This window comes from Arthrobacter sp. 10N44_2, assembly GCF_056394385.1.
The window spans coordinates 37,765-62,793 of the sequence record NZ_JBFTHT010000014.1; the positions used below are offsets into that span (position 1 = coordinate 37,765).

The 25,029-nt window shown below is 59.8% G+C and carries 17 protein-coding genes; 11 read left to right on the forward strand and 6 right to left on the reverse strand.

Translation table 11 applies throughout. The features are described 5' to 3' along the window. Positions 1–221: 221 nt before the first annotated feature. The 3 genes from AC1DBX_RS14905 (at position 222) to AC1DBX_RS14915 (ending at position 7,833) form a co-directional block, all read left to right on the forward strand. Positions 222–3,569: a helicase-related protein gene (locus AC1DBX_RS14905; protein WP_476932096.1), complete on the forward strand. Its 3,348-nt coding sequence runs from the start codon at positions 222–224 to the stop codon at positions 3,567–3,569. Then, the gene (locus AC1DBX_RS14910; protein ID WP_476932097.1) at positions 3,569–6,373 is read left to right on the forward strand and encodes a class I SAM-dependent DNA methyltransferase; all 2,805 of its coding nucleotides are present in this window, start codon (positions 3,569–3,571) and stop codon (positions 6,371–6,373) included. Before AC1DBX_RS14905 ends, AC1DBX_RS14910 begins: the two co-directional genes overlap by 1 nt. Positions 6,374–7,041: 668 nt before the next feature. Next, a complete protein-coding gene (locus AC1DBX_RS14915; protein WP_476932098.1) occupies positions 7,042–7,833 on the forward strand; it encodes a hypothetical protein in 792 nt (263 codons plus the stop codon). Positions 7,834–7,850: 17 nt separating this feature from the next. On the opposite strand, the gene AC1DBX_RS14920 is transcribed toward AC1DBX_RS14915, so the two are convergent. The 5 genes from AC1DBX_RS14920 to AC1DBX_RS14940 all read right to left on the reverse strand — a co-directional run bounded on the left by AC1DBX_RS14920 (position 7,851) and on the right by AC1DBX_RS14940 (position 12,904). Next, complete coding sequence (locus AC1DBX_RS14920; protein WP_476932099.1) at positions 7,851–8,786, reverse strand: HNH endonuclease; 936 nt, start codon at positions 8,784–8,786, stop codon at positions 7,851–7,853. Between the two features lie 360 nt (positions 8,787–9,146). Then, positions 9,147–9,929: a DUF6339 family protein gene (locus AC1DBX_RS14925; RefSeq protein ID WP_476932100.1), complete on the reverse strand. Its 783-nt coding sequence runs from the start codon at positions 9,927–9,929 to the stop codon at positions 9,147–9,149. Continuing rightward, entirely contained in the window at positions 9,929–10,783 is an 855-nt protein-coding gene (locus tag AC1DBX_RS14930; RefSeq protein WP_476932101.1) for a hypothetical protein, read from the reverse strand. The genes AC1DBX_RS14925 and AC1DBX_RS14930 overlap by 1 nt, the downstream gene beginning before the upstream one ends. Beyond that, a complete protein-coding gene (locus AC1DBX_RS14935) occupies positions 10,776–12,680 on the reverse strand; it encodes a hypothetical protein (protein WP_476932102.1) in 1,905 nt (634 codons plus the stop codon). The genes AC1DBX_RS14930 and AC1DBX_RS14935 overlap by 8 nt, the downstream gene beginning before the upstream one ends. A gap of 2 nt (positions 12,681–12,682) precedes the next feature. Further along, on the reverse strand, positions 12,683–12,904 hold the full coding sequence (locus AC1DBX_RS14940; protein ID WP_476932103.1) for a hypothetical protein: 222 nt from the start codon (positions 12,902–12,904) through the stop codon (positions 12,683–12,685). Between the two features lie 463 nt (positions 12,905–13,367). Between AC1DBX_RS14940 and dcm the strand changes: the two genes are divergently transcribed. The 5 genes from dcm to AC1DBX_RS14965 all read left to right on the forward strand — a co-directional run bounded on the left by dcm (position 13,368) and on the right by AC1DBX_RS14965 (position 19,556). Beyond that, positions 13,368–14,615 carry a DNA (cytosine-5-)-methyltransferase gene (dcm, locus tag AC1DBX_RS14945; RefSeq protein WP_476932104.1) on the forward strand — a complete coding sequence of 416 codons (1,248 nt, stop codon included), beginning with the start codon at positions 13,368–13,370 and terminating at the stop codon, positions 14,613–14,615. 99 nt (positions 14,616–14,714) lie between these two features. Beyond that, complete coding sequence (locus AC1DBX_RS14950; RefSeq protein ID WP_476932105.1) at positions 14,715–15,959, forward strand: type II restriction endonuclease; 1,245 nt, start codon at positions 14,715–14,717, stop codon at positions 15,957–15,959. A 323-nt stretch (positions 15,960–16,282) separates the two neighbouring features. After that, positions 16,283–16,915 carry a hypothetical protein gene (locus tag AC1DBX_RS14955; RefSeq protein ID WP_476932106.1) on the forward strand — a complete coding sequence of 211 codons (633 nt, stop codon included), beginning with the start codon at positions 16,283–16,285 and terminating at the stop codon, positions 16,913–16,915. A gap of 20 nt (positions 16,916–16,935) precedes the next feature. After that, complete coding sequence (locus tag AC1DBX_RS14960; protein ID WP_476932107.1) at positions 16,936–18,459, forward strand: McrB family protein; 1,524 nt, start codon at positions 16,936–16,938, stop codon at positions 18,457–18,459. 2 nt (positions 18,460–18,461) lie between these two features. After that, positions 18,462–19,556, forward strand: a complete 1,095-nt coding sequence (locus AC1DBX_RS14965) for a 5-methylcytosine restriction system specificity protein McrC (RefSeq protein ID WP_476932108.1) — start codon at positions 18,462–18,464, stop codon at positions 19,554–19,556. Between the two features lie 94 nt (positions 19,557–19,650). Here the strand turns inward: AC1DBX_RS14965 and AC1DBX_RS14970 are convergent, their stop codons facing one another. After that, complete coding sequence (locus AC1DBX_RS14970) at positions 19,651–20,340, reverse strand: NUDIX hydrolase (RefSeq protein ID WP_476932109.1); 690 nt, start codon at positions 20,338–20,340, stop codon at positions 19,651–19,653. Between the two features lie 94 nt (positions 20,341–20,434). On the opposite strand from AC1DBX_RS14970, the gene AC1DBX_RS14975 reads away from it, so the two are divergent. From AC1DBX_RS14975 to AC1DBX_RS14985, 3 genes are all read left to right on the forward strand, one after another. Beyond that, positions 20,435–21,394, forward strand: coding sequence for an ARPP-1 family domain-containing protein (locus AC1DBX_RS14975; protein WP_476932110.1), 960 nt, complete (start codon positions 20,435–20,437; stop codon positions 21,392–21,394). After that, complete coding sequence (locus AC1DBX_RS14980; protein WP_476932111.1) at positions 21,391–22,899, forward strand: ADP-ribosylglycohydrolase family protein; 1,509 nt, start codon at positions 21,391–21,393, stop codon at positions 22,897–22,899. The genes AC1DBX_RS14975 and AC1DBX_RS14980 overlap by 4 nt, the downstream gene beginning before the upstream one ends. A 133-nt stretch (positions 22,900–23,032) precedes the next feature. Beyond that, the gene (locus AC1DBX_RS14985) at positions 23,033–24,811 is read left to right on the forward strand and encodes a hypothetical protein (protein ID WP_476932112.1); all 1,779 of its coding nucleotides are present in this window, start codon (positions 23,033–23,035) and stop codon (positions 24,809–24,811) included. The last annotated feature ends 218 nt before the right edge of the window (positions 24,812–25,029 follow it).

The following is a 25,029-nucleotide window of genomic DNA, read 5'->3' on the forward strand; positions in this document are numbered from 1 at the left end:
GAGGTACTGGCTCCCCTTGGAGCAAGACCGCAGAATGAAACTATCACCGTCGCAGGTAGACATTAGGAGGCTCGACGCCAGAGTCTTCCCAAGAGACCGCAAGCTTCGCCACTCAGCTGCCCAGGCTCCGGCCCGGGCTCCGGCTCCGAGAATGAAACGACGTCCTCGACTGTGCGTCACCGCAAGAAAAGTCACTGCGCCTATATACGATCAGACGTGTCTTGTCGGCTACAGCCGATACTGGGGACGCCGACGACGATGTAGACACTGGAGATATCTTGCCCACGATTTTTGACAACACACAGCACCACCTAGGTCCGAGTCTCCGGTCGACGTTCCCTGAACACGACCGCATCGACATTGCAACGGGCTACTTCGATCTGCGCGGCTGGGATTCGCTGTCTGACCTGGTCGATGAGAAGCCGACGGATGCCGACGGCCCCGTGGCGAGGGTGCTGGTGGGGATGGTTGCTCCCTCTGATTCGCGCCAGATGCTGGAGTCACTTCAAAAAGACGTACTCCCGGATGACGAGCACTCGGACACCGCAGACTTCGAAACCGCGCGGCTCCGCCAAGCTCAACTCGTCGCCCATCTCAGAGAACAACTCATGCGTGGCCTTTCTTCAGCTGAGGGTCAGAGGACGCTTCAGTCCCTGAAGCGCCAGCTCACCGAAGGCAAAGTCGAAATCAGAGTCTTCACCGCTCGCCCTCTGCACGGTAAGGCCTACATCCTCCACAATCATGGTCACTACGCCATCCCCATCATGGGGTACCTGGGCTCTTCCAACCTGACCCGAGCTGGACTCTTCACCAATCTGGAACTCAATGTTGACATCCTTGATCAGGACGCTGCCGCCAAGTTGTCAACCTGGTTCGAGGTTCTCTGGAACGACGACTTCGCCCTGCCCGTCACAGCGGAAATCATCGCTCTGATCGAGGAGTCCTGGGCGGATGAGCAACAGGCCACGCCCTACGAAGTGTTCCTGAAGGTGTGCCACGCCATGTCTCAGGACGTCCGCGATGGCTACGGGTATGTCCTACCGGATTCCTTGCAGAACCTGCTGCTCGACTATCAGGACAGTGCGGTTCGCATCTTGGCCCGGAGGATCATCCGCCGCGGCGGAACCATGCTCGGGGACGTCGTGGGCCTTGGCAAGACGTTGACCGCAGTGGCCACTGCCGCGATGCTCCAAAACGCCGAGGATTACACAACTCTGGTTCTCTGCCCCAAAAACCTGGAAAAGATGTGGCAGGAGCACCTGGACGCTTACGAAATTAACGGCCGCGTGATTCCGTACTCCATGGCCGCAAAGCAGTTGCCGGACCTTAAGAGGCACCACCTCGTGATTTGCGATGAGTCGCACAACCTTCGGACAAATACCCGCAAGGACTACGAGGCGATCAAGACCTATGTTCGGTCGAATGACGCCAAAGTACTGTTGCTAACTGCAACCCCGTACAACTTGGCCTTCGAGGACGTCGCCAACCAAATCGGCCTTTATATCGAGAACGACGACGACCTCGGCATCGAGCCCAGCGCGGCCATCGCAATTGATGCGGGACTGGTGGACAAGGTCGACGGAAAGGCGAGCACTCTTGCGGCCTTCCGTCTCTCTAATGAGGCCGAGGACTGGAAGCGGTTGATGAGTGACCACCTCGTCCGCCGCACTCGATCGTTCATCAAACGGACCGCGAAAAAGAAGACAGTCACACTCGACGACGGCCGGACAGTCGAGCGAGAGTACTTGGAGTTCTCCGACGGCACAGCTTTCTACTTCCCCGAGAGGGTTGCCCGCCCGATAAGCCACGACTTTGGTGACGACGATGCTGCCCGGTTTATGGAAGACGACTCAACCCTCGACGCGATCAAGGGTCTGCTTCTCCCCCGTTACACTCTTGCCGCCTACGACGCCCCGCGTCGTCCGCACACGAAGGAAGACCTCGCCACTCTGGAAGACATTCGGACCGGCCGAGGCAACGTGGCTGGATTCGTGCGGACCGGACTCTTCAAGCGGCTTTCGTCGTCTGGACATTCGTTCATACTCTCTTTGCAACGGCAACGGGCTAGAAACGAACTCTTCCTCTACGCCATTGCCGAGCGCCTGCCGGTGCCTCTCGGAAACTTCACTGAGCAACAGTTCGGCGTGACTGACGGCGACATCGAAGATGCGGAAGGCGCCCTAGGTACGGCGCAAGCGCGGTACGCCCACCTGAAGCAGACGTTGCCGAAGTCCACCAAGTGGCTCAATTCCACTGTGTTCACCGACGAACTCCGAGCGGACCTCGAACAAGACAACCAAACTCTCGAAGGACTGTTAGAGAAGTTCGGCGTGTGGGACGCCGCCAAGGACTCCAAAATCAACGCCCTCGTAGACCTCATCCGCGAACAGCATCCGGGTGAGAAGGTTCTAATCTTCACCGAATACAAGGACACCGCAGACTACGTCGCTCAGACCCTTGCGGACGCAGGTGTGGCAAAGGTCGGCCTTGCCACCGGAGACTCCGGGGATCCTGCTGCAATAGCCCGGCGCTTCTCCCCTGGTTCCAACAAGCTCCCTGGCGGCATCGCTCCTGATTCCGTTGCGGCCGACCGCATTGACGTACTTGTAGCTACCGACGTCCTCTCCGAAGGCCAGAACCTCCAGGACGCCCACATCGTGGTCAACTACGATCTTCCGTGGGCGATCATCAAACTCATCCAACGGGCCGGCCGTGTGGATCGGGTGGGCCAAAAGTCCGACACCGTCTATGTCTACTTGATCTCCCACGAAAGAGTGGAACAGCAGATCAGCCTGCGCAAACGAATCAAGGAGCGATTGGAGTCGGCAGCCCAAGCCTTCGGTTCGGATGAACAATTCTTTGGCACCGACAAGGAAGTCACCCTTCTCGGCAACTTCTATGAAGGCAGCCTCTCCGACGAGGAGGGAGAGGAGGAAGGCGCCGACACGGTCAGCGAAGCATGGCTTGTCTGGTCCAACGCGGCGGCTAAACACCCGGAGATTGCCAACCGCGTCCTCAACCTGCCGGACATGGTTCACTCCACACGCAACCAATACACAAGAGAAAACGACGGCGCCGTCGTCTGCTACGTCAATACAGAGTCCGGAGTCGACGCCTTCGCAGTCGCCACCGGCGGGCAGGACGGCCTCCGGGTACGTGAGAGACTCCTCACCCCGCTGGAGGCGTTCAAGTTGTTCCAGGCAGAACCCGAGACACCAACGTGCGACCTCCGAGCCGACCACTTTGATCGCTTGCGGGACCTCGTTCGCGGCCCGCTGACCAGCGAAGTCGTGTCGGCAGGAAATCTCAAGGGGGTCCGGAAACGGGTGTGGGAACGCTTCGGAGGCACGCCCATGGCCAAGCTCGCCAGCGATGCACTGAATGAACTCCATGCCCGACCGTTGCAACAGTTCGCCGAGCAACGCCTCCGGGCCGCACTTCGAAATAGAATGTCCGACGACGACGTGCTCGCTCTGTTGAGGCAGCTCCACGAGGACGAAAGACTCGTTGTCCGCACCACCGAATCGGATCCGGTTCGGATCGTTTGTTCACTAGGAGTCCGCGACTAATGGCTACTGATCTGCTCCAGCTGGTCGAATCCCACGAGTACCAGAAGCTTTTCCTGAGCAAGCTCAGGTGGTCCAGGCCCGATATCGGTGCCGTGAGCGCCGTCGTTGACGACGGCTCGACTCTTACTGCGAAGAACGTCTCCAGCTACAAGGGGCTTAGGGTCTGGGTTTGCGCCGAGCTCCCGGACTCGGATGGACAAGTACGTCTGGACCGTGCCATAGCGGCCAAATCAACGGACCGGTTGGTGATCTTTCACGACAAGACTCGGCAGGTCTGGCGGTGGCCAGTCCGCACCGTCAAAGGAAGTTCAGTCAGCCAGCGACTTTCGTCTCATCTGCACGTCAACGGCCAGGCGAATCCCAAACTGGTCCAGCGGCTGGAAACCATAATCCTTCCGGTGACCGAGGAACTCGGCGTGGCCGAAGTGTTGGAGAAACTTCGGATCGCCTTCGATGTCGAGACCGAAAAGGAAACCAAGCGGGCGTCCAAATTGATGGCCGCCATGTTTGATGCCCTAACGAAGGCGAAAGTCACTGAACACGAAACATCAGTCACGCTCGCCCGTGCGTTGTTCCTTCTATTTGGGGACGACACGGACATGTGGCCGAAGGACCTCTTCCGGGACTTCATAGTTAATCACACCCGGGCCGACGGATCAGATCTGGCAAACCGCCTCAACGAGCTCTTTGCTTACCTAAACACCGCCGACGTGCAGCGAAAGGCGATTCCCGACCGCTTCACAGGATTTAAGTACATCAACGGTGGCGTTTTTGCCGAAGACATCACGCTGCCGACGGCAATCGGTAAGCCCTTCCGTGATGCCGTCTTGGAAGCCTCCAATCCGGACTGGTCAAACGTATCCCCGGCCATCTTCGGCTCCATGTTTCAGTCGGTACGGGACGCCAAGACGCGCCGAGATTTCGGGGAACACTACACGTCCGAGCGAGACATTCTCCGCACTCTGGATCCTTTGTTCCTCGATGAACTGCGAGCTCGTTTCATGGCATTGGTGGGTCACCGCGAAGAATCCGCTGGCCTTGTGAAGCTCCGTAACGACATTGCGTCGATCAAATTCCTCGACCCCGCATGCGGCTGCGGAAACTTCATTGTGATCGCCTACCGGGAGCTGCGGCACTTGGAAATCGATATCCTGGAACGGCTTAAGTTCCGCGAGGCACAACGCGGCAACATAGCCGGCGGCCAAACAGAGATGGGTTTGGGGCTTGACGAGGCCGTTGAGGGAATCGGTCAAACCAGCTTCCTGACGCCCAAGGTCACACTCAGCAACTTCTTCGGTATCGAAATCGACGAATGGCCCGCCAAAATCGCGGAAACGGCCATGTTCCTTATCGAGCGTCAATGCGATATGCGGATGCTGGACCGACTCGGCTACGCTCCCACCCGTCTGCCGATCGCTAGGCAAGCAACGATTGCGACTTCGGCACCGAGTAACCCAGTAGGCGGCAACGCCCTGCGGTTGGACTGGTCGACGCTCTTTGTTCCGGATGACAGCACCATCGTTGCGGGGAATCCTCCTTACCTCGGGCACGCTTCCCGGACGCCCGAACAGACTCTGGACATGATCGCGGCGTGGAAGACATCAAAGGTCGCTCTTCGCGACTTCGTGACAGCTTGGCACGCAAGAGCGCTTGATTTCCTGAAGGACTGCAAGGGAGCACGTTTTGCCTTTGTGACGACCAATTCAATTGTTCAAGGCGAGCAGCCGGCATTGTTGTTCAAACCGGTCTTCGCCGATGGATGGCGAATTCGATTCGCCCACAACACCTTTCCGTGGGAATCCGAAGCATCCGGCAAAGCCGCCGTGCATTGTGTCATTGTCGGTTTTGACAGGCTCTCCAACCTTCCGGCAACTTTGTGGGACCACAGTAACGGGGGCAAGGAGCCATTGCCAAGCACTCACGAGAGTCTCAACGGGTACCTCCTTCCAGCACGCAACGTCTTGGTCGAGCGAGAGAGTCGACCGCTTTCGGCGCACTTGCCATCTGTCGCTTTCGGCTCTATGCCAAACGATGGGGGGCACTTTATCCTTAAACAGGGAGACCGGGACGAAGCGTTGCGCGACGAACTGGGAGCAAGCTATCTCCGCCGCTTTATAGGGGCTGAGGAGCTTGTTAATAACAAAGAACGCTGGTGCCTTTGGATGGTTGACGCGGCAGCAGATGAAATCGATGCTTCCCATCTGCTGAAGTCCCGATGTGATGCCGTTCGAGATCTGCGCTTGGCCAGCAAGAGGGCAACCACTCAGCGGCTCGCTTCTACGCCCCATCTCTTCGGTGAAATCCGTCAACCCCGAGTCCCTTATCTCTGCATTCCCCGTGTCGTCAGTGAAGCTCGCCAATACGTCACCGCCGCAAGACTCGCACCAGAGGTGATCGCCAGTGACGCCGTCTTTACGGCCCCCGATGCGGACGGGTTCCTGTTCGGGCTGATCTCCTCATCGATGTTCATCACATGGCAGAAGACCATAGGAGGACGGCTGAAGTCCGACTACCGCTTCTCGAGCACAATTGTTTGGAACAACTTCCCCCTCAGGACCGCTACAAGAACTCAGAGAGCGGCAGTGATCGAAGCCGGCCAGAAGATCGTAGCCGCACGAGAGAACTATCCACGTCTCTCTCTGGCGGACCTCTACGATCCGCGGAAAATGCCTCTCGACCTGCAGGAGGCGCATGACGCCCTGGACGCCGTTGTCGATCCCCTCTTTGGCCTCACAGGCGAGCCGAGCGAGGAACGGCGCCAGCAGTGCCTCTTCGACCGATACGCGGAGCTGACAGGGCAATAGCCGGACTCCGATGCTTCGTCGTGGTCCGCCCGCCCCGGGCGGCCACGATGAGTCGGCCGGCTTGCCGCACAGCGTGCCGCTTGCGTCCGGTCAACGTCCCGTAGCCGGGACCCGAATCAGGCGCCGCTCCTGTCGAATCCCTTTTGCCCCTGCGCCCCGAGACAGGCAACGCTGCAGAGGCCGACCCAACGAGATCCCGGCAACATGTTCGGCCCCACTTTTAGCCACGGCAATTCATGCACTTTCGCCCCGATGGTGTGCGACAATCTGGTATTCAGATTTCGACGTCAGAAAATACGAGGGACAGCGTGCCGGAAGATGCATACGGACATTGGGACTCGGGGCCGCATTCCGGCTCGTCCCCGATAAGGGCGGCGGCTTCCAACACGCAACTCGACGCCCTCACAAATGTGCTCTACAAAATGGGGATCTTCAGCGACCATGACAAACTGCTAACCATTTCCGAGCTCCTAGGGCGGCAAGTATCCGTCTTTCGGGGGATTCGCCGAGATGAAGCCGACGATCTCATGGCTCTACTTGGCATCCAGGTTGACCTAAAGCGGACAACAATATCTACGTCGCGTTGATCGAATTCCACTCGGGCACCCTGTACCCGGATGATCTGGCGTACTGGGCCGTGCGCACCCCACTGCTATTGGAGACCAACCATGCTCATTAGACCTGTATTGCTACCTCGGGATATGGATCTTTTAGTAGGCAACGTTACTCGCGTCCTGCGATCGGACGTGCATCTTCTCACTGCCCGACGGAACGCATGGCACAGCACAACGATCAATCAGTACTCGACGAACGCAGCAACCTTCACCACCGCGTTGTCAGCGCGTTCGTCTGCTCAGCAGCGGCGGCAAGCCGGAACCTATTTCGAGATTGACGAAATGCCAGCTCTCGTATTTGTCCTGAATGAACTAGCTTTGGTCGTTACGCAACTCAACGTTTCTCCGTCGTTCAGGTCATGGAAGACGCCAAGTGCCTTGGCTGGGCGGGACTCCCCGATGACGGGAATCGAAACCTTCAATATCTTTTCCAGCGTCAACTACCGCGAAAGCGTTTCAGGTTGGGGGCTTAGAGACGGGGAGCCGGACGTCATCATAGGCCTCGCAGATAGCAATGCGCTCAGCAGTTCAACTGGGCGGCGACAGCTTCAGCTGGAGCGCTCGTCGGTGGACTCAAGCGGATGGATGTACTTCAATACCGTCCGTAAGAGTCGTTCTAACCCGTCACATTTAGATCGCATCATCGGTGAGCTGGACCATCTGGCCCACAGAGACCTGCGTGTCCACGAAATCGCAACCAGATTCCGCATCACGAGCTCGACAGTTCTTGGTCTGCTGGAGACCGTCGGAGCACCCGCAAAGGGTCCACGCAGCTGGGTTGACGCTAGCAACGTGGAACGAATTCGAGCCCAATTGCGGGATGCAAGACCCCTGCTGACAAGATGAACCAGGCCGCGGCGATGCTAGAGAACAGAGCGGCGGAACTCCTCGTAATGCAGCGCCAGAATTCCCTCCATTTTCGGCTTCCGGGACACCAACAAGTCTGCACCTTGGAGGTCAACGTAGCCCGGCACGTGAAGGAGGTGGCTTGAAAATTCCACGCGCCAAGTCTTCGGGTTCACCGCTAGTAATTTTCGGTCGAATAGTGAATGCAGGTCCCGCCTGAGCAACAATCCGGCATTAAAGTCATGCAATCCGTGCTTAGAGAAACTTACGAGGTGGGCAGCTTCGAGACCCGCGTGGACGTTTGGCCCTGAAATCGCGCAGTTCTCCCCGTACATGCCCAGCAACTTCGCACGGAAGGCTGCTTGGCCCACTCGCGCTCTAACAGTCGCCTCAACAAAGCCGCCGGGGAGCTCTGAGGCCGTTGGCCAATCTTCGAGCCGGCGAATACCAGTCCCGAGTGACGCTTGATCCAGAGCGTCCACGAACGAGTCCCAGTTCAGATAACGAAGACTCAGCTGTTCCTTGGGATTTACGCAGGCAGCGCGCAGTGCGCTACCTGGCAGGAGCCCCTGTAAGTCGATCCACGCAGCGGCGTGGTTGGACCGATAGGCAACCACATCCTTGAAAGTCTCGTCCGGGTCATCAAATTCGTGGAAGCACGTGTTGCAGCGCCATCTAGGTGATTTCGTGGATCGAGCCTTGAATGTCTGACCTCCACACTCAGGACAGTGGAAGTACACATTGGTGCGCTGTTCGCTATCAATGGATTCGATTCTGGAAGCACCCAACAAAACAAACTTGTTCCACAGAACGACGATGTCCCCGACTTTCGGGAGCGCATGACGCGGCACCGTCGAGTCCCAAGAGTAATGCTGCGCAGGAAGATCATCATATCCCCCATTTCCACCATGAACGCGGTTATCACCCGCCGCCAAGACCAGCCATGCAGTCATAGCGAGAAGCTCGATCCAGCTCGCAATTTCTCGATATCGAACGAATGGAGTCCGATTTCGGCAACCATCAACTTCTCATTTCCGGCCCCAAGGACCATATATTTTTACTGATCGGCAAATCGCTTCCAGTATTTTTGTGCTTACGACCACATCGAACTCTACGGTGATTTCCTGGGCGGATGACGTTGGCAGATCTCCACGACGGCCGAAACTTGAGCGATTCGCCTCTGCGGGAAGGGATCTCGGCCGATGCCCGCAATTTGTCGGCGGATCTCCACTCAGTACTGTCTTCCTGCCTTAATGGCACCGAAACGCGCCCATTGTTGACCTCCGAAGGGGCCCACCAATGGGCGCGCCCGGCTAAGCGTCTACCAGGGTGCGGTCCAGACGGTCGCTTATCGATGCGAGGACATCGTGAATCTGTTCCGCGGAAAGCCCGGCAAGCTCCCGGTAACCCGTCATAAGAATGACCTCTTTCATGAAGTCGCGAACGTAGGCCTCTTTTGTGTACGCGTCCTCCTTAAGGAAATGTTCCAAGAGGGCGAACCGCAGCTCCGGGATCATCCCGCTGTCGCGGTCAAAGATAGCCAGGAACCGGTCCTCCTTTTCCAGGGCGACCCTCGTGTATGCAAACGGGTCATTCGCGTGTAGTGACAGCGGCCGTTGACATTCGGGATCGTGGGTCAGGTTGGCTACCCACCACAATCTGGAGACGGAGTTCCTTACGAGTTCTGCTCTGCCGCCCCGCGGCATGAGCCAGCGGTCAAGTACGCGGCTTTGCCATTTTTCCCGTTCGAGAGACCATCGGCGGGACGTGTAGTCGAGGAACGTCACAGTGCTCAAGTAGGTCCAGAGCCGCCGATCGGATGCTTCGACGGGAGTCATGTTGCCCAAATAGCCAAAGACGTCGATGGCATTCTGAGCTTCCGCTCCGGGCGGCAGCGCGTTACCAGCACGGTCGTACCGGAGCTCCGGCACCTCGCTTTTGAAGTTCCACTCGACCTCGAACTTAGAGTCGGCGTCGTCAGCTATACCGGAAATCGCCTGAAGATAATCCACGGCACTGTCGGCATCCCTTAGGCGGAGAATGTGTCGGTCCACGGCCGTTTCGGTGAAAAGCGTGAGAAGGCTGTTCTCGCTCATCAGTATTCCTCCCTATCCAAAGATTCCTCGCGGACGGATCGGCCAATGGGATCCTCGAGAATTGCTTGTGCCTGCTCAACCACGGACTTGCTGTCGACTTTGTGCTTCTCGATCAGCTTTGAAAGAGCCTTGTGCCAAGCACGTTCTTCAGCGAGATCCTCCGGCTGTGCCTCGTGCTTCATGTAAGTGAGCGTGGCCATCAGGGCGGGGAGCATCACGGCGGCAATTTGGAAGTCCGGCCTCGACCGTAGGGCGACGAAGTCTCGGAAAGTCGCCGACGCGATCCAGACTACGACGTGGTCCTGGTTGGAGAATTCCAACTGAATACCAGAAGGAAGCTGCTCGTCCTCCTTGAACTCGAAGCACGACTCCAGCGGGGGCTGCATCGGATCATAGAGCTTACGGGCCTGCACCGTGGTATACCCGCCCAACGCCAAGACATCTCCTGGCTGGATGCTAAAAGACATGTCGCCGTAGTCTTCATTCTGCTTCGAGAGCTGGTATTCGGGAATTGGAACAGCCGCAACAATCTGCAACTCGAGATTTACGGGCCCATCAATCTCGTCCTGCGGGATCGCGACCGTGTACTTTTTCGTCCGGGCCAGCTCCTGAACGAGGTGCGGCGTCACTTGCCCGAGGCGAAAAGTCTCGGCACAGCGCCATTTCATAACGAGCTTGGCGTTGCCTTGCAACAGGTGCTTTCGTAGATCGTCGTCGGTCAGCTGAACTTCGAAATCGAACTGCATGGATTCGACAAAACTCATCATCCTGGTGTTGCTCATGGTGAACTCGGAGCCGACATCGTCGCTCCGGTCCAAAACAGGATAGGGATAGGAACCACGGGTTCTAGCCATTCTTTACTCCTAGGCGATACCGGCCGCCATGGCCAAACGTGACTTGCAAATTGATTCTCTGGTTTCGTTCCATCTTGAGCCCCCGGATCGTGGATCCTTGAACATCAAGTTCCTGCAAGCCGCCTGTTGTGCGCATTAGAACCTTTTCGATGGGAACGTCATAAACATCTGCACTACCTGCACCGAATGCCGACAATTCCAGATCCCCGTCGACGTCGTCCAATGCGGTGAGAACAATGGTGCTTTGTCCGTCGGATTGCTCCGCGAAACTCCGGAACTTGATGTTTCGCGAAAGTATGCGGCTCCGACCGTCCCCGGCCACACCACCGGATTCGGTGTCTTTGCGATTGCCGTCGCCAGATGATTTGGCTCCGTCGCGGTTGCCTCGGCGACCGGCGGTGTCCGAGTCGCCGTCCGCCGCTCCTGACTGCGAGACGGCTACGCTAACCGCGCCTTGGCCCTGCCAATCCAAGTGATCGTATTTCTCGGGCCGGCCAAGTCGTCGTGGAGACTCTGTTTCTGAAGGAGCGCGATCAGAAGACCTGGTACCGCCACGGCCGCTGCTCTGTTCGTCTGATCCAAGGTCGATCGGCAGAAACTTAGCCAACCCCTTAATCGATGCAGACTTCCCCAGCTTCTGGGGAATCATCCGCATGAGCTCATCCCTGATGAACTTCCGGATTTCTCGAACTGCGGGTCCGTCTGAACGCGGGCCCCGATCGTTCCAGCGGTCATGAGTCGGGGGCTCGATCTCCCGTAGTCGGCTGTTCCCCGCGTCGTTGGAGCAGATGAAGATTGCGGCGTACGGAACATGAATGGTGTGGTTCATGATGTCCACCTTCATAAGGGGCTTGCGCATCACCTGAGTTCCGAGCTTCTTCTCCAAGGTGTCATCAACAAATAGATAGAGCTCGACTTCGCCGACAGTCTTGAGCGTCTGAACGACGGGCTGAGATTCGGTAAGCGCCCGGTAGAAAGGCCTTGCCGTCCGCACCAAGTGGTCGTCTCCGTCGATGGCGCTTGCAAGTGTTTCCGAGTTCAGGATCCACTCGTGGTCCTCAGTGCGGCCCTTTACGACGAGAACTCCGCGATGAATGGCTACCATAAAGTTCTCAACTGCAGCACGCTTGACGTCGGCCAGCCCGGAATCTCGCCCGGCCTCACGATAGTCAAAGATGTACAGGTCGGTGCCGTCTGCCGAACGGTCGGGAAACTGCCCGAAGGGCACGGGATTGCGCAAGTACTTGAAGTCATCTTCCAGCAAGGAAGTGTAATAGCCTGTGCCTTGGCGCCATTCGTTGCTCTCGTCCCTATGGCTGGCCAGCTTGCTGAGAGCCGCGAAGACAACGTCATCCTCGTCCGTGGGCTTCGAAGTATAGGCAACTGTCCGCATCCTCGAGGCGAGGGGGCCGACGGCCGAGCCGATACCGAATGACCCGCCCCGCGAACCCTCACTTGAGGATGCCCCTGTGCTCCGGGTGAGCGTGCTCAAGGGTGTGAGCGGCATGTCTTTGGATTCGCTGCCCGTAAGACCCTTTGTTCCGTAGTCTCCGATACGGAGTACTGGAACCACATCCGATTCAACCGAGTTGAGGGCTTCCGCGAGGTACTTCCGACCTTGGAGATCCTGGCTCGCCGCGAGAGCTGCCGTGATGGAATTCCGAAGGGTCCCGATCCCCGGGACTTCGTCAGTGGGAACCGTGCGCAGGTCGAACTCGACAGTGACGCAGGATGAGTGCTCTGCCTTGGCGTCCATCGAGTTCTGGATGATTTCACGCGTTAGGGACTGTTCGAGGTCCTTATTGGTGAAGTACTCGCCTGAAGGGTCGTTGGGACCCTGATAGCCGGCGCGTCCAGCCCTTTCAAAATAGAAATCGTATTCCTGTGTGCCTGTCATGTTCAGAACTCAATCCTCCGTTGCCGTGACTTGTGCGCAAATTTCGATCGACAGTCCTTCAGTTCTGCCTCAATGGCGGCAAAAAGTTTCTGGACCTCTGCATCGCTGTACTCGTAGTTCCGTTGATTGGAGAGATTCCCAAGGAGCGCAATTTCCTTGAGCACCCTGTCTCCCCTGGCCGCTGCTAGCCTTCGGAACTTCTCGTTCTTGGTCTCACCTGACATCTAGCTTCTTTCCCTAGGAGTCAATTCCATTCCAGTGTAGGTCAGAGACGTCCGAGTGTCTACATATCTGAAATATAGATGAGAAAGCAGCTATCTGTGCCACCAAATGCTCTTCGTGTCGCTAGAAGCGGCTGGTTAGTGTGAATTTTGCTCCAGGGTGGCCTTCCGAGCGCACGGAACGGCGCCCGGAGCATTCTCTAGGGGTAGCGAAGCCGGCGCCACCTCGCAACGGAACCCGGATCAGTAGCAGGGCCCAACTTCCGCCTCAACGAACACCCGTCTGGGATCAGTGTCGGTGGTGGATGTCAGTGTTGTCTTCGACCAAACTAATCGGCATCCGTGTCGGCCGCGTTAGCCTGCACGGCCGTCAACGCTTCCAAAACGGCGGATCACTCGGCGTGGCGACGCACCCCCGGGTCATATATACGACAGAATGTCCGGTGAACAACCCAGTTAGGACAAGATGGACAACGCAAACACTCTCCTCGCCCAAGCCCGTGCAAGGTATACCCAACGGCAACTTGCCGACCAACTGCACGTCTCGCATCGGACCGTCGCCCGTTGGGAGAATGGCGAAACGCCCTGTCCCACGATGCTCGCGCCTGCCCTCAAGGAGCTGCTCGGACTCCGGCCGGCCACGACCGCTCAAGATTTTACGTTTATCGATCTCTTCGCCGGCATCGGAGGGATACGCAAGGGATTCGAAGCGCACGGTGGGCGCTGCGTCCTGACCAGTGAATGGAATAGCTACGCCCAGAAGACCTACCTGGCTAACTTCCCGGATGACCAGGAGGATGCTCACACTTTTGTTGGTGACATCCAGCCTTTTCCGGCAAGTGAGGTACCCGACCACGACGTCCTGCTCGGCGGATTCCCGTGCCAGCCGTTTTCCATCGCCGGCGTCAGCAAGAAGAACTCACTAGGCAGACTGCATGGCTTCGAAGACGCAACGCAGGGCACCCTTTTCTTCGACGTGGCCAGGATCATCGATGAAAAACGCCCCGCCGCGTTCATGCTGGAGAATGTTAAGAATCTGCGGTCGCATGACAAGGGACGAACCTTTGCCGTCATCATGGAGACTCTGCAGGAGGAACTCGGATACGAGGTCCACTTCAAGGTTATCGACGGTATAGGTTTCACCCCGCAGCACCGGGAACGCATCATAATCGTGGGCTTCCGCGAGCCCACTGATTTCAGCTGGGATGATCTGGAACTGCCTCCTGTGGGCCCGAAATTGCACACGATTTTGCACCGGATGGACGGTTCTGAGCCGGTGCTTGAGTGGGACGGCGACCGGTACTTCGATCATGACAACCGCGAGGTTCAACCGAAGTTCACACTCACTCCCAACCTCTGGTCCTATCTGCAGGCTTACGCGGCGAAGCACAAAGCCGCTGGAAACGGATTCGGCTACGGGCTCGTCCACCCCTCCGGCACAACTCGAACGCTGTCAGCCAGGTACTACAAAGACGGCTCCGAAATTCTCGTGTCACAGGAGGGAAACCGGCCACGCCGGCTGACCCCTCGAGAATGCGCCCGCCTCATGGGATACGAAGATACCTTCCGAATTCCGGTCAGTGATACGCAGGCATACAAGCAGTTCGGAAACAGCGTCGTGACGCCAGTCATGCGCGAGGTCGCCCGAATCATGGCGCCGCACGTGCACCAAATCCTAGAGGCGTCGAAGGCGGACCAGAGCTTGTCCGCCTGACGCGACCACATACTGTGTCGTGGCGCCGGCTTCAGTCGGCGCCACGCTACATTGTTGTCTGCGGCATGCGGACATCGACTCTTATTTGGGGGCAAGTGCGTGGATTTCGGAAATTTGGCTGATCACTTTGACGGTGTCGCTGCCAAGGTTCTCAGTGCGGTGGAAACCGTAGGAAGAAGTTCAAACCAGCACGAGCTTGACGGCGTCAAGGCGCTTCAGGGTCTCTTCGGAAGACCATCAGACAAGCTGACAATCCCCACTCGATTCCTCCGCGTCAGCGACGAGGCCGACGAACCCATGGCAGAAGACGGCACGCTGACTTACTACGACGCGAGAATCAACACTCCGAATCGGTCCGAGTATCGGCTCTACTACCCGGCGTCAGTGGATGTGATGAGAACGGCCCAAGCCGGCGACATCGTCTTCATAGCCAAGCGCAAGGACGGCGGCGCGCTCTTCATCGTTGCGCCAGAAGGCTCTACCGTTGCCGCCCAGCTCGATTGGCTCTTCGGGACGGCGGTCCTGGAGCATTCAGGATTTTCCGTTCGTTCCGGTCTGGAGAACGACGGCCTTCCCCTGACGGCCATGTATCTGCTCGACACACTCGGCATATCCGTGGAACCGTCCAACGACGACTGGCTGGATCGCGTACTGGAACGGTTCGGGCCCAGGTTCCCAACATCGGCTGAGTTCGGAGCCTTTGCTCGTTCCACGCTCCCCGAACTACACCCGGCCGATGACCCAGATTCGGTGCTCATGGCCTGGATGGAACGTGAAGAACTCCTATTCAGGACACTGGAGCGCCACCTCGCCGCCGAAACCTTGGAAAGCCTCTACAGCGAGGGGCGAGTGGACTTGGACCGCTTCATCGAGGTCTCCCTCTCCCTGCACAACCGCCGAAAGAGCAGGGCAGGCCGAGGCTTGGAAAACCATCTCATCGCTCTCTTCGCCGCGTTACACCTGCGCCACACGTTCAACCCCGTGACGGAGCAACGCATACGTCCAGACTTCATATTCCCCAGCATTGACGAGTACCGCAACCCGACATTTCCGGATGGCGATCTGACGATGCTGGGCGTCAAGACGAGCTGTAAGGATCGGTGGCGGCAAGTCCTCAGTGAGGCCAGTCGTGTTCCCGACAAGCACCTCCTGACATTGGAAAGTCCGATCAGCGTCGCCCAAACTGACGAAATGCGCGATCACCGGATCCAGCTCGTCATACCCCAAAGGTTGCACCAACCATTCAAACCCCAGCAGCAGCAGTGGCTGATGAGTTTGGCTGACTTCGCAACGATGGCCATGGAACGCGACCGGCAGGGGCCGGCGCAGCTGGCGCTACTTTAGCTGCGCTGGTCACCAACCTTGGTCATGCTTGGCAACTTGAACAACTCTCTTTAGGTTTGGTGGCCGCGAGAGTTTGGGCGACGATGTCAGTTACGTTGCGGGAAAGGACGCCCGGCGCGACTTCGCCGTCTCGTACAAGCCCTCGGGAAGCGGCACCGCCGCCACTCCCCCAATGAAATTAGTCACTGCGCCAGGTAAGCGAGTCAGAAGCGATGAATGCGGAAGACCTTCCAACTGTCACCGTTCAAATTTGTCCGGCCGTGGTGGTGTAATGATCATTGGCCCCGATCGGGATCTCACATGAACACAGGAGTTCGCCACACATGTCGCCAGAAGAGGGCACTACTTCGAGACAGAACTGGTTCGTCGGAGCGTTTTTCTCGGATCAGGATCCCCAAGACCAAACTGCCCGGTTCCTAGCCGAAGGAGTCTGGGAAAACGGCTTTGAGGACCGTCACCTCGACATCGTAAAATCCATGCAGCCCGGTGACCGCATCGCGATAAAGGCGAGCTACGTGCGGAAGCACGGCGTCCCCTTCGATACTCGGGGACACAGCGTCTCGACCATGGCCATTAAGGCGACAGGACGTGTCACACGGAACCACGGCGACGGCCGCAGAGTCGACGTCGACTGGAATCCGGTGGGCCAGCCCCGCGAATGGTACTTCTACACTGGACGGGCAACGATCTGGAAAGTGGTTCCTGGTGACTGGATGCGCAACGGCCTGATCCAGTTCGCCTTCGAAAATGAGCAGCAGGACATCGGCAAATTCCGCAATCATGTGGCCTGGTCCAAACGGTTCGGCGATGCGGACCCCAGCCCCCAAGAGGACTTCATCTGGACGCCGTTCTATGAAGAGCTTGCTACAGCCCTGCTTGCATACAAGGGTCGCCGCGGCGAGCTCCTCTCAGCTCTCCAGACCTACAAACACGTCACGGGACTCTCAACTACCTGACGGACAAGGACGAGAACGGCATGTCCATGCCGCTGGACGATGTCTGCCCCTTCACTGTATTCGGGACGTTCAATCGCGGAATTACCAACGCCAAGCGCACGGCTCTGGCCGCGGACTGGGCCAAATTTTTGGACGTGTCGACGCCAGCGCCAACTAGTTTCGATGCAATACCCCTGCTGAACAACCAGAACTCATGGTTCTTTGCCTACAAAATTGACCGGCCGGACGGCGACATTGACGCACTGTGGGACGCGTTCGAGGCAGCACTCTCGCTGGCTGACTCGCCTGAGGATCAAGCGCGAATCAGGTTCGCCGAAGCCTATGACCGCGCCCGCGGTATTCATGGTGTCGGCGGAAAACTGAGCATGGGTCTGTTTTGGATCCGGCCTTGGAACTTCTTGCCGCTCGACGGTCAGTCGCGGAGTTACCTCAAGACTGCCCTGATGCTGGATGGGAATTTGTTCCAGGCCGACGGCACCCGGTATCTGGGCATACTGGACACGCTGGTGGCCAAGTTCGATGACCCTGAATATCCGGTGCATTCGTTCCCGGAGCTTTCCTGGACCGCATTCCTGGACCCCGGAGTGCAATACATTCCGATTGACGAGGCGGACAGCGCAATAGTAGAGCTGTCACCAGCCTCCCCGACAAAACCGTATTCAGTCTCCGACATTGGCGCCGACGGCTGCTTCCTGTCGGAAACCGAGCTGACTGACATCCTGGAGCGCTGGCGGTCGAAGAAGAACATCATCCTCCAAGGCCCTCCAGGTACGGGCAAGACATGGCTGGCGCGACGCCTAGCCTATGCAATGATCGGCAGCAAGGACCATAAATCGGCCATCCGGGCCGTACAGTTCCATCCGAACATGTCCTATGAAGACTTCGTACGGGGGTGGCGACCCGGCTCAGACGGCAAACTGACGCTCGTGGATGGCCCGTTCTTAGAGATGGTTGAGCGCGCAAACGCAGCGCCCAACCTACCTCACGTAGTTCTGGTGGAAGAAATTAACCGCGGCAACCCCGTTCAGGTTTTCGGTGAGCTGCTTACGCTCATCGAAGCCGGGAAACGGTCTCCCCGGGAGGCTCTCCATCTTGCCTATCCGCGTGCTTCCGACGAGACAGTCCACGTGCCAAGCAATGTATACATCATCGGCACTATGAATATGGCAGACCGTTCTCTTGCCATCATGGACTTGGCGTTCCGCCGCCGATTTGGCTTCGTGTCCCTGGCACCAGCACTGAACGACAGCTGGATGCAGTGGATGGCAAGCAGGCACAACGTTGAAGCGGCGCACCTCGAGGCCGTCCGACAGCGCTTTGACGCGTTGAACGCATCCATCCGGGACGATTCGACGCTGGGAGCTGAGTTCATGCTGGGCCACAGCTTTGTGACGCCGCCAGCAGAGGAACATGTGGACTCCTACGTGAGTTGGTTCCGAGCCGTAGTTGCAACAGAAATTGCCCCGACGCTCAAGGAATATTGGTTTGAAGATCCCTCGTCAGCCGAGGCAGAAGTGTCAAGGCTCGTGGAGGGACTGAATTAGAAATGGATCCGGATGCTTTTGTGGTCGTTTCCGGAAATACCCGAATTCCAGTCAGGAATGTCTGGTTGCTTCTGCTATATGCGTCCGAGTTCTATAAGCGTGGCAGCACATCGCTGAGCGGCATCGAAGAGTACCCTGAGCGACTACCAGACCTACTAGGCGAAATACTTGTCGCGAGCGTGGCGGACCGCCTGAAAAAGCCCCTAACATCAGAGTTTGCTCCTACTGAAAGGGAACTCCGGCGAGTCCGTGGCCGAATTGACGTCTTGCGAACAGAATCTCATCAGCTACTGAACCGCGGGCAAGTGGCGTGCCGCTACGAGGAATTAACAGTTGACACTCCCAGAAATCGGCTCGTTCATTCCGCTTTGACGGTTTTGGCTCCTTTGGTCGCCTCCAAATCGCTGAGTCATCGCTGCCGAGCCGACGCTAGGCGGTTGTTTGACCTCGGCGTCAAGGCGGTCGGCACGCGATTAACCGTTCGCGACACTCCCGTTCGGTTCTCGCGGAACGATGTGCAGGACAGGGCGGTTCTATTCGCGGCTCGTCTGGCACTGCAGCTCATATTGCCGAACGACGAGGGAACCGTGGGTCTTCGACGCTCAAGCCTCAGCGACGCGGAATTTCGGGATCTTTTCGAACGTGCCGTGGGAGGTTTTTACGGGGTTGCCGGCCTTGGGCTTGGCTGGAAAACCCGCAAGGCTCAAATCATTTCTTGGAACGAAAGTAACGAAACCTCAGGAGTAGGTTCAATGCTTCCAAAAATGAAGACCGACATGTCCCTTGAAAATCCCACCGCAAACCGCCGGATAATCATTGACACGAAGTTCACGTCCGCTCTGGCTTCTGGTCAATTCGGCGGCGAGACGTTCAAGAGCGGCTACCTATACCAGATCTATGCGTATGTCCGCACTCAGGAAAAACCTGCCGATGCACTCTCACTCTCAGCGGAAGGTATGCTGCTGCACGCGTCCGTCGGGAAGTCGATACGGGAGAGTTTCTGTACGGGAGGCCATCGCTTTACAGTGGCAACTGTCGACTTGGGAAGACCCGCAAAGGAAATCCGGCAGCAGCTGCTGGGCGCTCTCGAGGTGTAGAAACAGGCGGGACAATTCGTCCACACGTGCTTCAGGGAAGGCACGTTGTTAGTCGCCGTGATGACGTTGTCTCAGGGCCGGCGAAGCGGTCCCATCACCGGGCGGTCTGGCTTATTTCGTCGCCCCGCCTCCACAAGCGCGACGGCCTCCCCCGCGTCCCGTCGGACATCCGTCCCGTTCCAGACAGCCTCGGCTCCATGAAACGCCGGAACGTGTCACGCATCAAGGTCCCGCCCGCCACGGTCTCGTGCAGGTCGCGCAGATCCCGCAGAGTGAAGGGCTCGTCCAGCAGCGCGCCAGGATCCGGGGCCTCCGCATAGGCAGCCCGTAGCCACTCCACGGCCTTTGCCACAATGGCCGCGTGGCCGTAGGGCAGTCTCGCGATCAGGTCCGGCTCCCCCGTCGCCGAAGCCAGCCGGACGCCGTCGGACTTCAATGCCTCCTCAAGATCCGTCAGCGGCACCACATCCACGTGCGCCACGGACAGCGCCCAGCCGCGGTCGTCACGGTCCGGCTCGTCAAAGACCTGCAGCTGGCGCGGCACCCGCCCGGAGATGCCGGCCTTCTCCCGCAGACACCGCAGCACCGCGTCCGCGAGGGTCTCGCGTTCGCGCAGGAACGTGCCAGGCAGCGCCCACTTTCCGTGCTGATGATCCTCTTCGCGCCGCACCAGCAGCACGCACACGCTGCCGTCCGCCACCGTCAGCACGGCCGTATCCACCGCCACCGAGGGTCGCGGGTAGTCGAGCAGGGACGAGCAGGGACCGTTCATGGAATCCTTCACATAATCATTTAACGCAGTATTGCGCTAAAGATGCAAGCCGTGCATACTGAAGTTAATTAGCGCAGAAGTGCATTAAATCAACTGGAGGTCCATCATGAAGGTTCCACAGCTCCACGTCGGCGCCGGCAGCAGGCTCGGCCCGCTCAGCATCTTCCCCGTCTGGACCTCCGGCTCCGGCAGCCTCGGCATCAGCACCGGCACCCACGCCGACGTCGCCGTGACCGAACTCGCCAGCGGCCCCCAGGTCGCCCGGCTCACCGTCACCAACAACGGCCCGCACCCGGCGCTGCTGCTGGAGGGCGAGCTGCTCGAGGGCGGACAGCAGCACCGGACCTGCGCCCGCGACGTCGTCCTGGGCCCAGGCGAAACCCGCGACATCGACACCTTCTGCGTCGAGGCCGGCCGCTGGGAAGCCGGCAAATCCAGCCACCGCCGGCAGGCGCGGCGCGCACCACTGAACGTCTGGTCCGAGCTGGCCATCGGCTCGAACGGCCGGCGCGGCGGCGACCGGCAGGGACGGATCTGGGAGCGGGTCAGCCGCTTCGACGCCGCGCGGGGAGCCTCGGTGACCAGTTCACTGCTCGACCACATGGACCGGTTCAAGGAGGACGTGCACAACCGCTTCGACGCCTCCGACGCACCGGCTGCGCTGGAAGGCCAGCGCGGCGTCGTCATCGGTCTGGGCCAGCAGCCGCTGCTCCTGGAGGTCTTCGGCACGAACACGCTCTTCCGCCGCCACTACCGCCAGTTGATCGATTCCGCGCTGCTGGATCTGGAACTCCTCTCGCCCCAGGCACTAGCGTCGGGCCCCATGCCGGGCCAGCGGGCCCGCGACTTCGCAGCCCACGTCCAGGCGATGGACTTCGGCACGTTCGGCGACGGCGCCACGGCTGTCGAAGTCCGGAACCACGGCGCCCTCCGGAGCCGCAACGTCTCCCGCGCCGCCGGCAGCGTCTCCGCCGCCGGCGTCGCCGTCGAGTTCCCCACACGCCGCCCCCAGCTGGCCCACCTGACCGGCTGGAACACCAAACACCCCCTGATGGAGCTGGCATGAAACTGACCCCTTTGCAGAATGATCGCGCGGCCGGAGTCCTCGTCGCCCTGGCCGCCGGCGACGCCCTCGGAGCCGGGTACGAGTTCGGCGCACCGCTGCCGGACGGCGCCGAGGTCACCATGAAGGGCGGCGGGCCGTTCGGGTTCGCGCCGGCCGAGTGGACCGACGACACGTCCATGGCAATCCCGATCGCCCAGGCGTTGCTGGCCGCGGCGTCCGACGCCGGGTCCTCCTCCCCCGCGGCGCTCACCATGATTGTCCGCGCCTGGACGGCCTGGGCCGGCGAGGCCAAGGACGTGGGCGCACAGACCAGCTCCGTCATCGCGGCCGCCCGACGGCTCGCTTCCGCGGCCGGCCGGAGCAAAGTCCATGCCGCCGACTTCAGCGCCGCGGCCGCGGACCTCCACGCCCGCACCGGCCGCAGCGCCGGCAACGGCTCGCTGATGCGCACCGCGCCGCTGGGTCTGGCATGCCTGGACCGTGACCCGGCCTCCTCGATGGCTGCTGCCGGGGTGCTCAGCGCCCTGACCCACGCCGATCCCGACGCGCAGGAAGCCTGCGGCCTCTGGTGCGTTGCCATCCGAGAGGCGGTTCTAACCGGGCGGCTCGACGTCCGGGTCGGGCTGCCGCTGTTGCCCGCCGACCGGACGGCCCTGTGGCTGGAACGGATCGAGGTGGCCGAGCGGTCCCGGCCGCGGGACTTCAGCCGCAACGGCTGGGTGGTCGAGGCCTTCCAGGGCGCCTGGAGCGCGGTCCACTTTGCCGGCTTGTCATCCTTCGGCCCGGCGCACCTTCGGGCAGCGCTGGAAGAGGCCGTCCGAGGCGGCCGGGACACGGACACCGTCGCCGCTATCGCGGGCGGCCTGCTGGGCGCGGCCTACGGCTACACGGCGGTGCCTTTCGAGTGGAGGCGGCGCCTGCACGGCTGGCCCGGGCTGCGGGCACGCGACCTCATGATGCTGGGCATGGAGCTGGGCCGCGGCGAGGGCCGCCGGCCCGCTTCCTGGCCGCGCGCCGAGCACCAGGACTACAGCATGTGGAGCCGCACGGACGCACTTGCCCAGCACCCGCACGATGACGGCGTGTGGTTGGGCGGCGTCTGCTCGCTGGGGCGCGTGGCCGAGTTGGGGATCGACACCGTCGTCTCGCTGTGCCGGCTGGGGACCTTGGATATACCGTCAGTTGCGCCGGAAGACCACGCCACGTTCTGGATCATCGACTCCCCGGTCGATGATGACAACGCCCACGCCGCGTTTGTACTGCGGGACGCGGCAGCCGCCGTCGAACGCTACCGCGCGGAAGGCAAGACGGTGCTGCTGCACTGCGTCCGGGCCGAGTCGCGGACACCCACCGTGGCCGCGCTGTACGGGGCTCGGGTGGCAGGCATTACTCCGTTGGAGGCTCTGGAGGATCTGCGGCGGGTGCTGCCCGGGGCGAATCCGAACCCGCTGTTCATGGAGCTCCTCGGTGCTGCCGACGTGAACGCGCAACATTCCGGTAGTTGACTGGCAGTTACGGAATATTGTCGTCACCCACTGATAAGAATGTGATCGCGAAAGACGGCGGCGCGAGGGCCGAGGATTCGCGGAAGTTGTTAGGCACAGCCGGCTTGGACCGGGGAAAGAAAGGGGCGCGAGTATGCCGAAACGTCGGCGTCACCGCCAGCCTGTGCAGCCTCCGGCTGCAGGCGAATGCACCACCGGCGTCGTGTCGTCAGCTGCGCTGACCGATCTCGGCCCGCAGGATTTGGCCACTCTCCTGCTGGAACCGGCCCGTGTCCGGCCCATTGTTGTTATCTCCCGGCTCGCCGATGATGATCAACCGCGCTTGGACGGTGACAGCATTGCCGTCGAATTGAAGGGCGTCGCGGACGTCGTAGCCGTAACCAACGGCTCTTTCACCTATGAGCTTGAAACCCTCCTGCCGGCTGACACCAATGTCTTCGGCAATGCTGCGAGAGTCTACCCGCCTGGGCTCGGATGGACTGAGGACCCCTATAGCAGCCCGCTTCGGTTGGTGCGGAGCCGGGCCGATATCGAGACCGTCACGGCCAGAATAGTCTCCGACGCTGAATCGGTCGCGTTTGCTGGCGGGTGGAATACAGCAAGCCCGGCCGAGAATGCCACATCCGCAGAGTACGGGATCGTTACGAGCGTTGCTCCCGACGGTTCACGGGCCGTCGTTGAACTGGACACCGGACTGCAGGTTTTCCTGCCCGTGGAATCTACCGGCCTCGACGTACCGTTGCATTGGATGCTCCGCGCTGGCGCATCCGTCCCCGGTATGTACGACGGGGAAAAGCGCGTATTTTCGATCTCTGGCATCGAACTTCCAGCGCCTGGCAATGGGTATCCAGAAGGTTGCGTGGTGCCTGCACTTGTTCACGCGGTCGAAACGCGTTCAGCTGAACTTTCGCTGATACCAGGAGTTGCCCACACCGTTGAGCTCAGTGATATCTCGTCCAATGAGCTGGATTCAGCCGCCGACCTGCTGACCGTCGGTGAAGTTGTCCCCGTCAGGCTTTATCACAGGGTCGGTCAGGTGAGGTTGTCGCTGCTGGACGTCGACGACTCCGAACCCATCAGGGATGCCCCGGAACTCATTCCGGGTGGCGGGCCGTGGCTGCTGCTTGGCCGTGATCTTGCCCAGCGAACCCCGATCCCGGCGCTTCCGGTTCCTCCTGTGCGCGAAGCACCGGACCAGAGCACTGCGGCCGGCACCAAGGCCCTCGAATCAGTGCAACTTGCCCTATCCACTGAACGGGCCAGACGGCAGCAGCTTGAGACTGAACTTCAGGTGTTGCGGGCGGCCAACGAGCAGTACCTCGCCCACGCGGCGCAGCTGGATGCGGAATACATGCTCAGCCGCCAACAGGCGGCGGAACTGTCCGGCCTGCAACAGGAAGTGGACCGCCTCCGCCGCGATGTGGCAACCGCTAACGGGCAACTGTCAGATCTTCGCAAAAAATTGCGCTCCGTCCGGAAAGAGGAGGCCATGCCGGCCAACGTCTTCCTGGATCCGGCGGAGGACTTCGACTTCCGGCTCACTCAAGCATGGGCGCTCCAAATCCCGGCTTCCGAAAAGGGCAGGCTGGGCTTGGGCCACTACCGAATGGGCGAAGACTTCCTGAGAACTCTCAGGGATCAGCCGCACGAGAAGCAGAAGAAGGCCTTCAAGGCGATCGTTGACCTCCTCATCAATGACCCAGCCAGACTCAACGCTCGTGAAGCCCACCAGTTGCGCACAAGCGCTGCCGGAGGATCAGAGCCAGTCAGTCGCCACGGCGGGCAGGACTCCTGCTGGCGACTCGCCATCGAACAGAACGTCCCGGCCGCCCGCCGTCTTCACTACTGGAAGTGTTCCGACGGCGTCATCGAACTTTCCAGAGTGGCAGTGCATGACGAAACTCAGCCCTAGCAGCGTGAAACGAAATAGACGCTTTTCTAGATCGCCCGGGTCCGTTGAGCGCCAGCCACTGCTCCGTCTTGTGCGTGCCGGGCACCCACGACAGGCAGATCAGAAGCACCTGCGAGACGGCGTCGGCCAAGGACCGGGCCGGCTCCGGGAGAAGGTCATGACAGGCCATCAGACCAAACCGCGCTCCCTCGACTCGAACACCACTGGCTCTGTGGCGC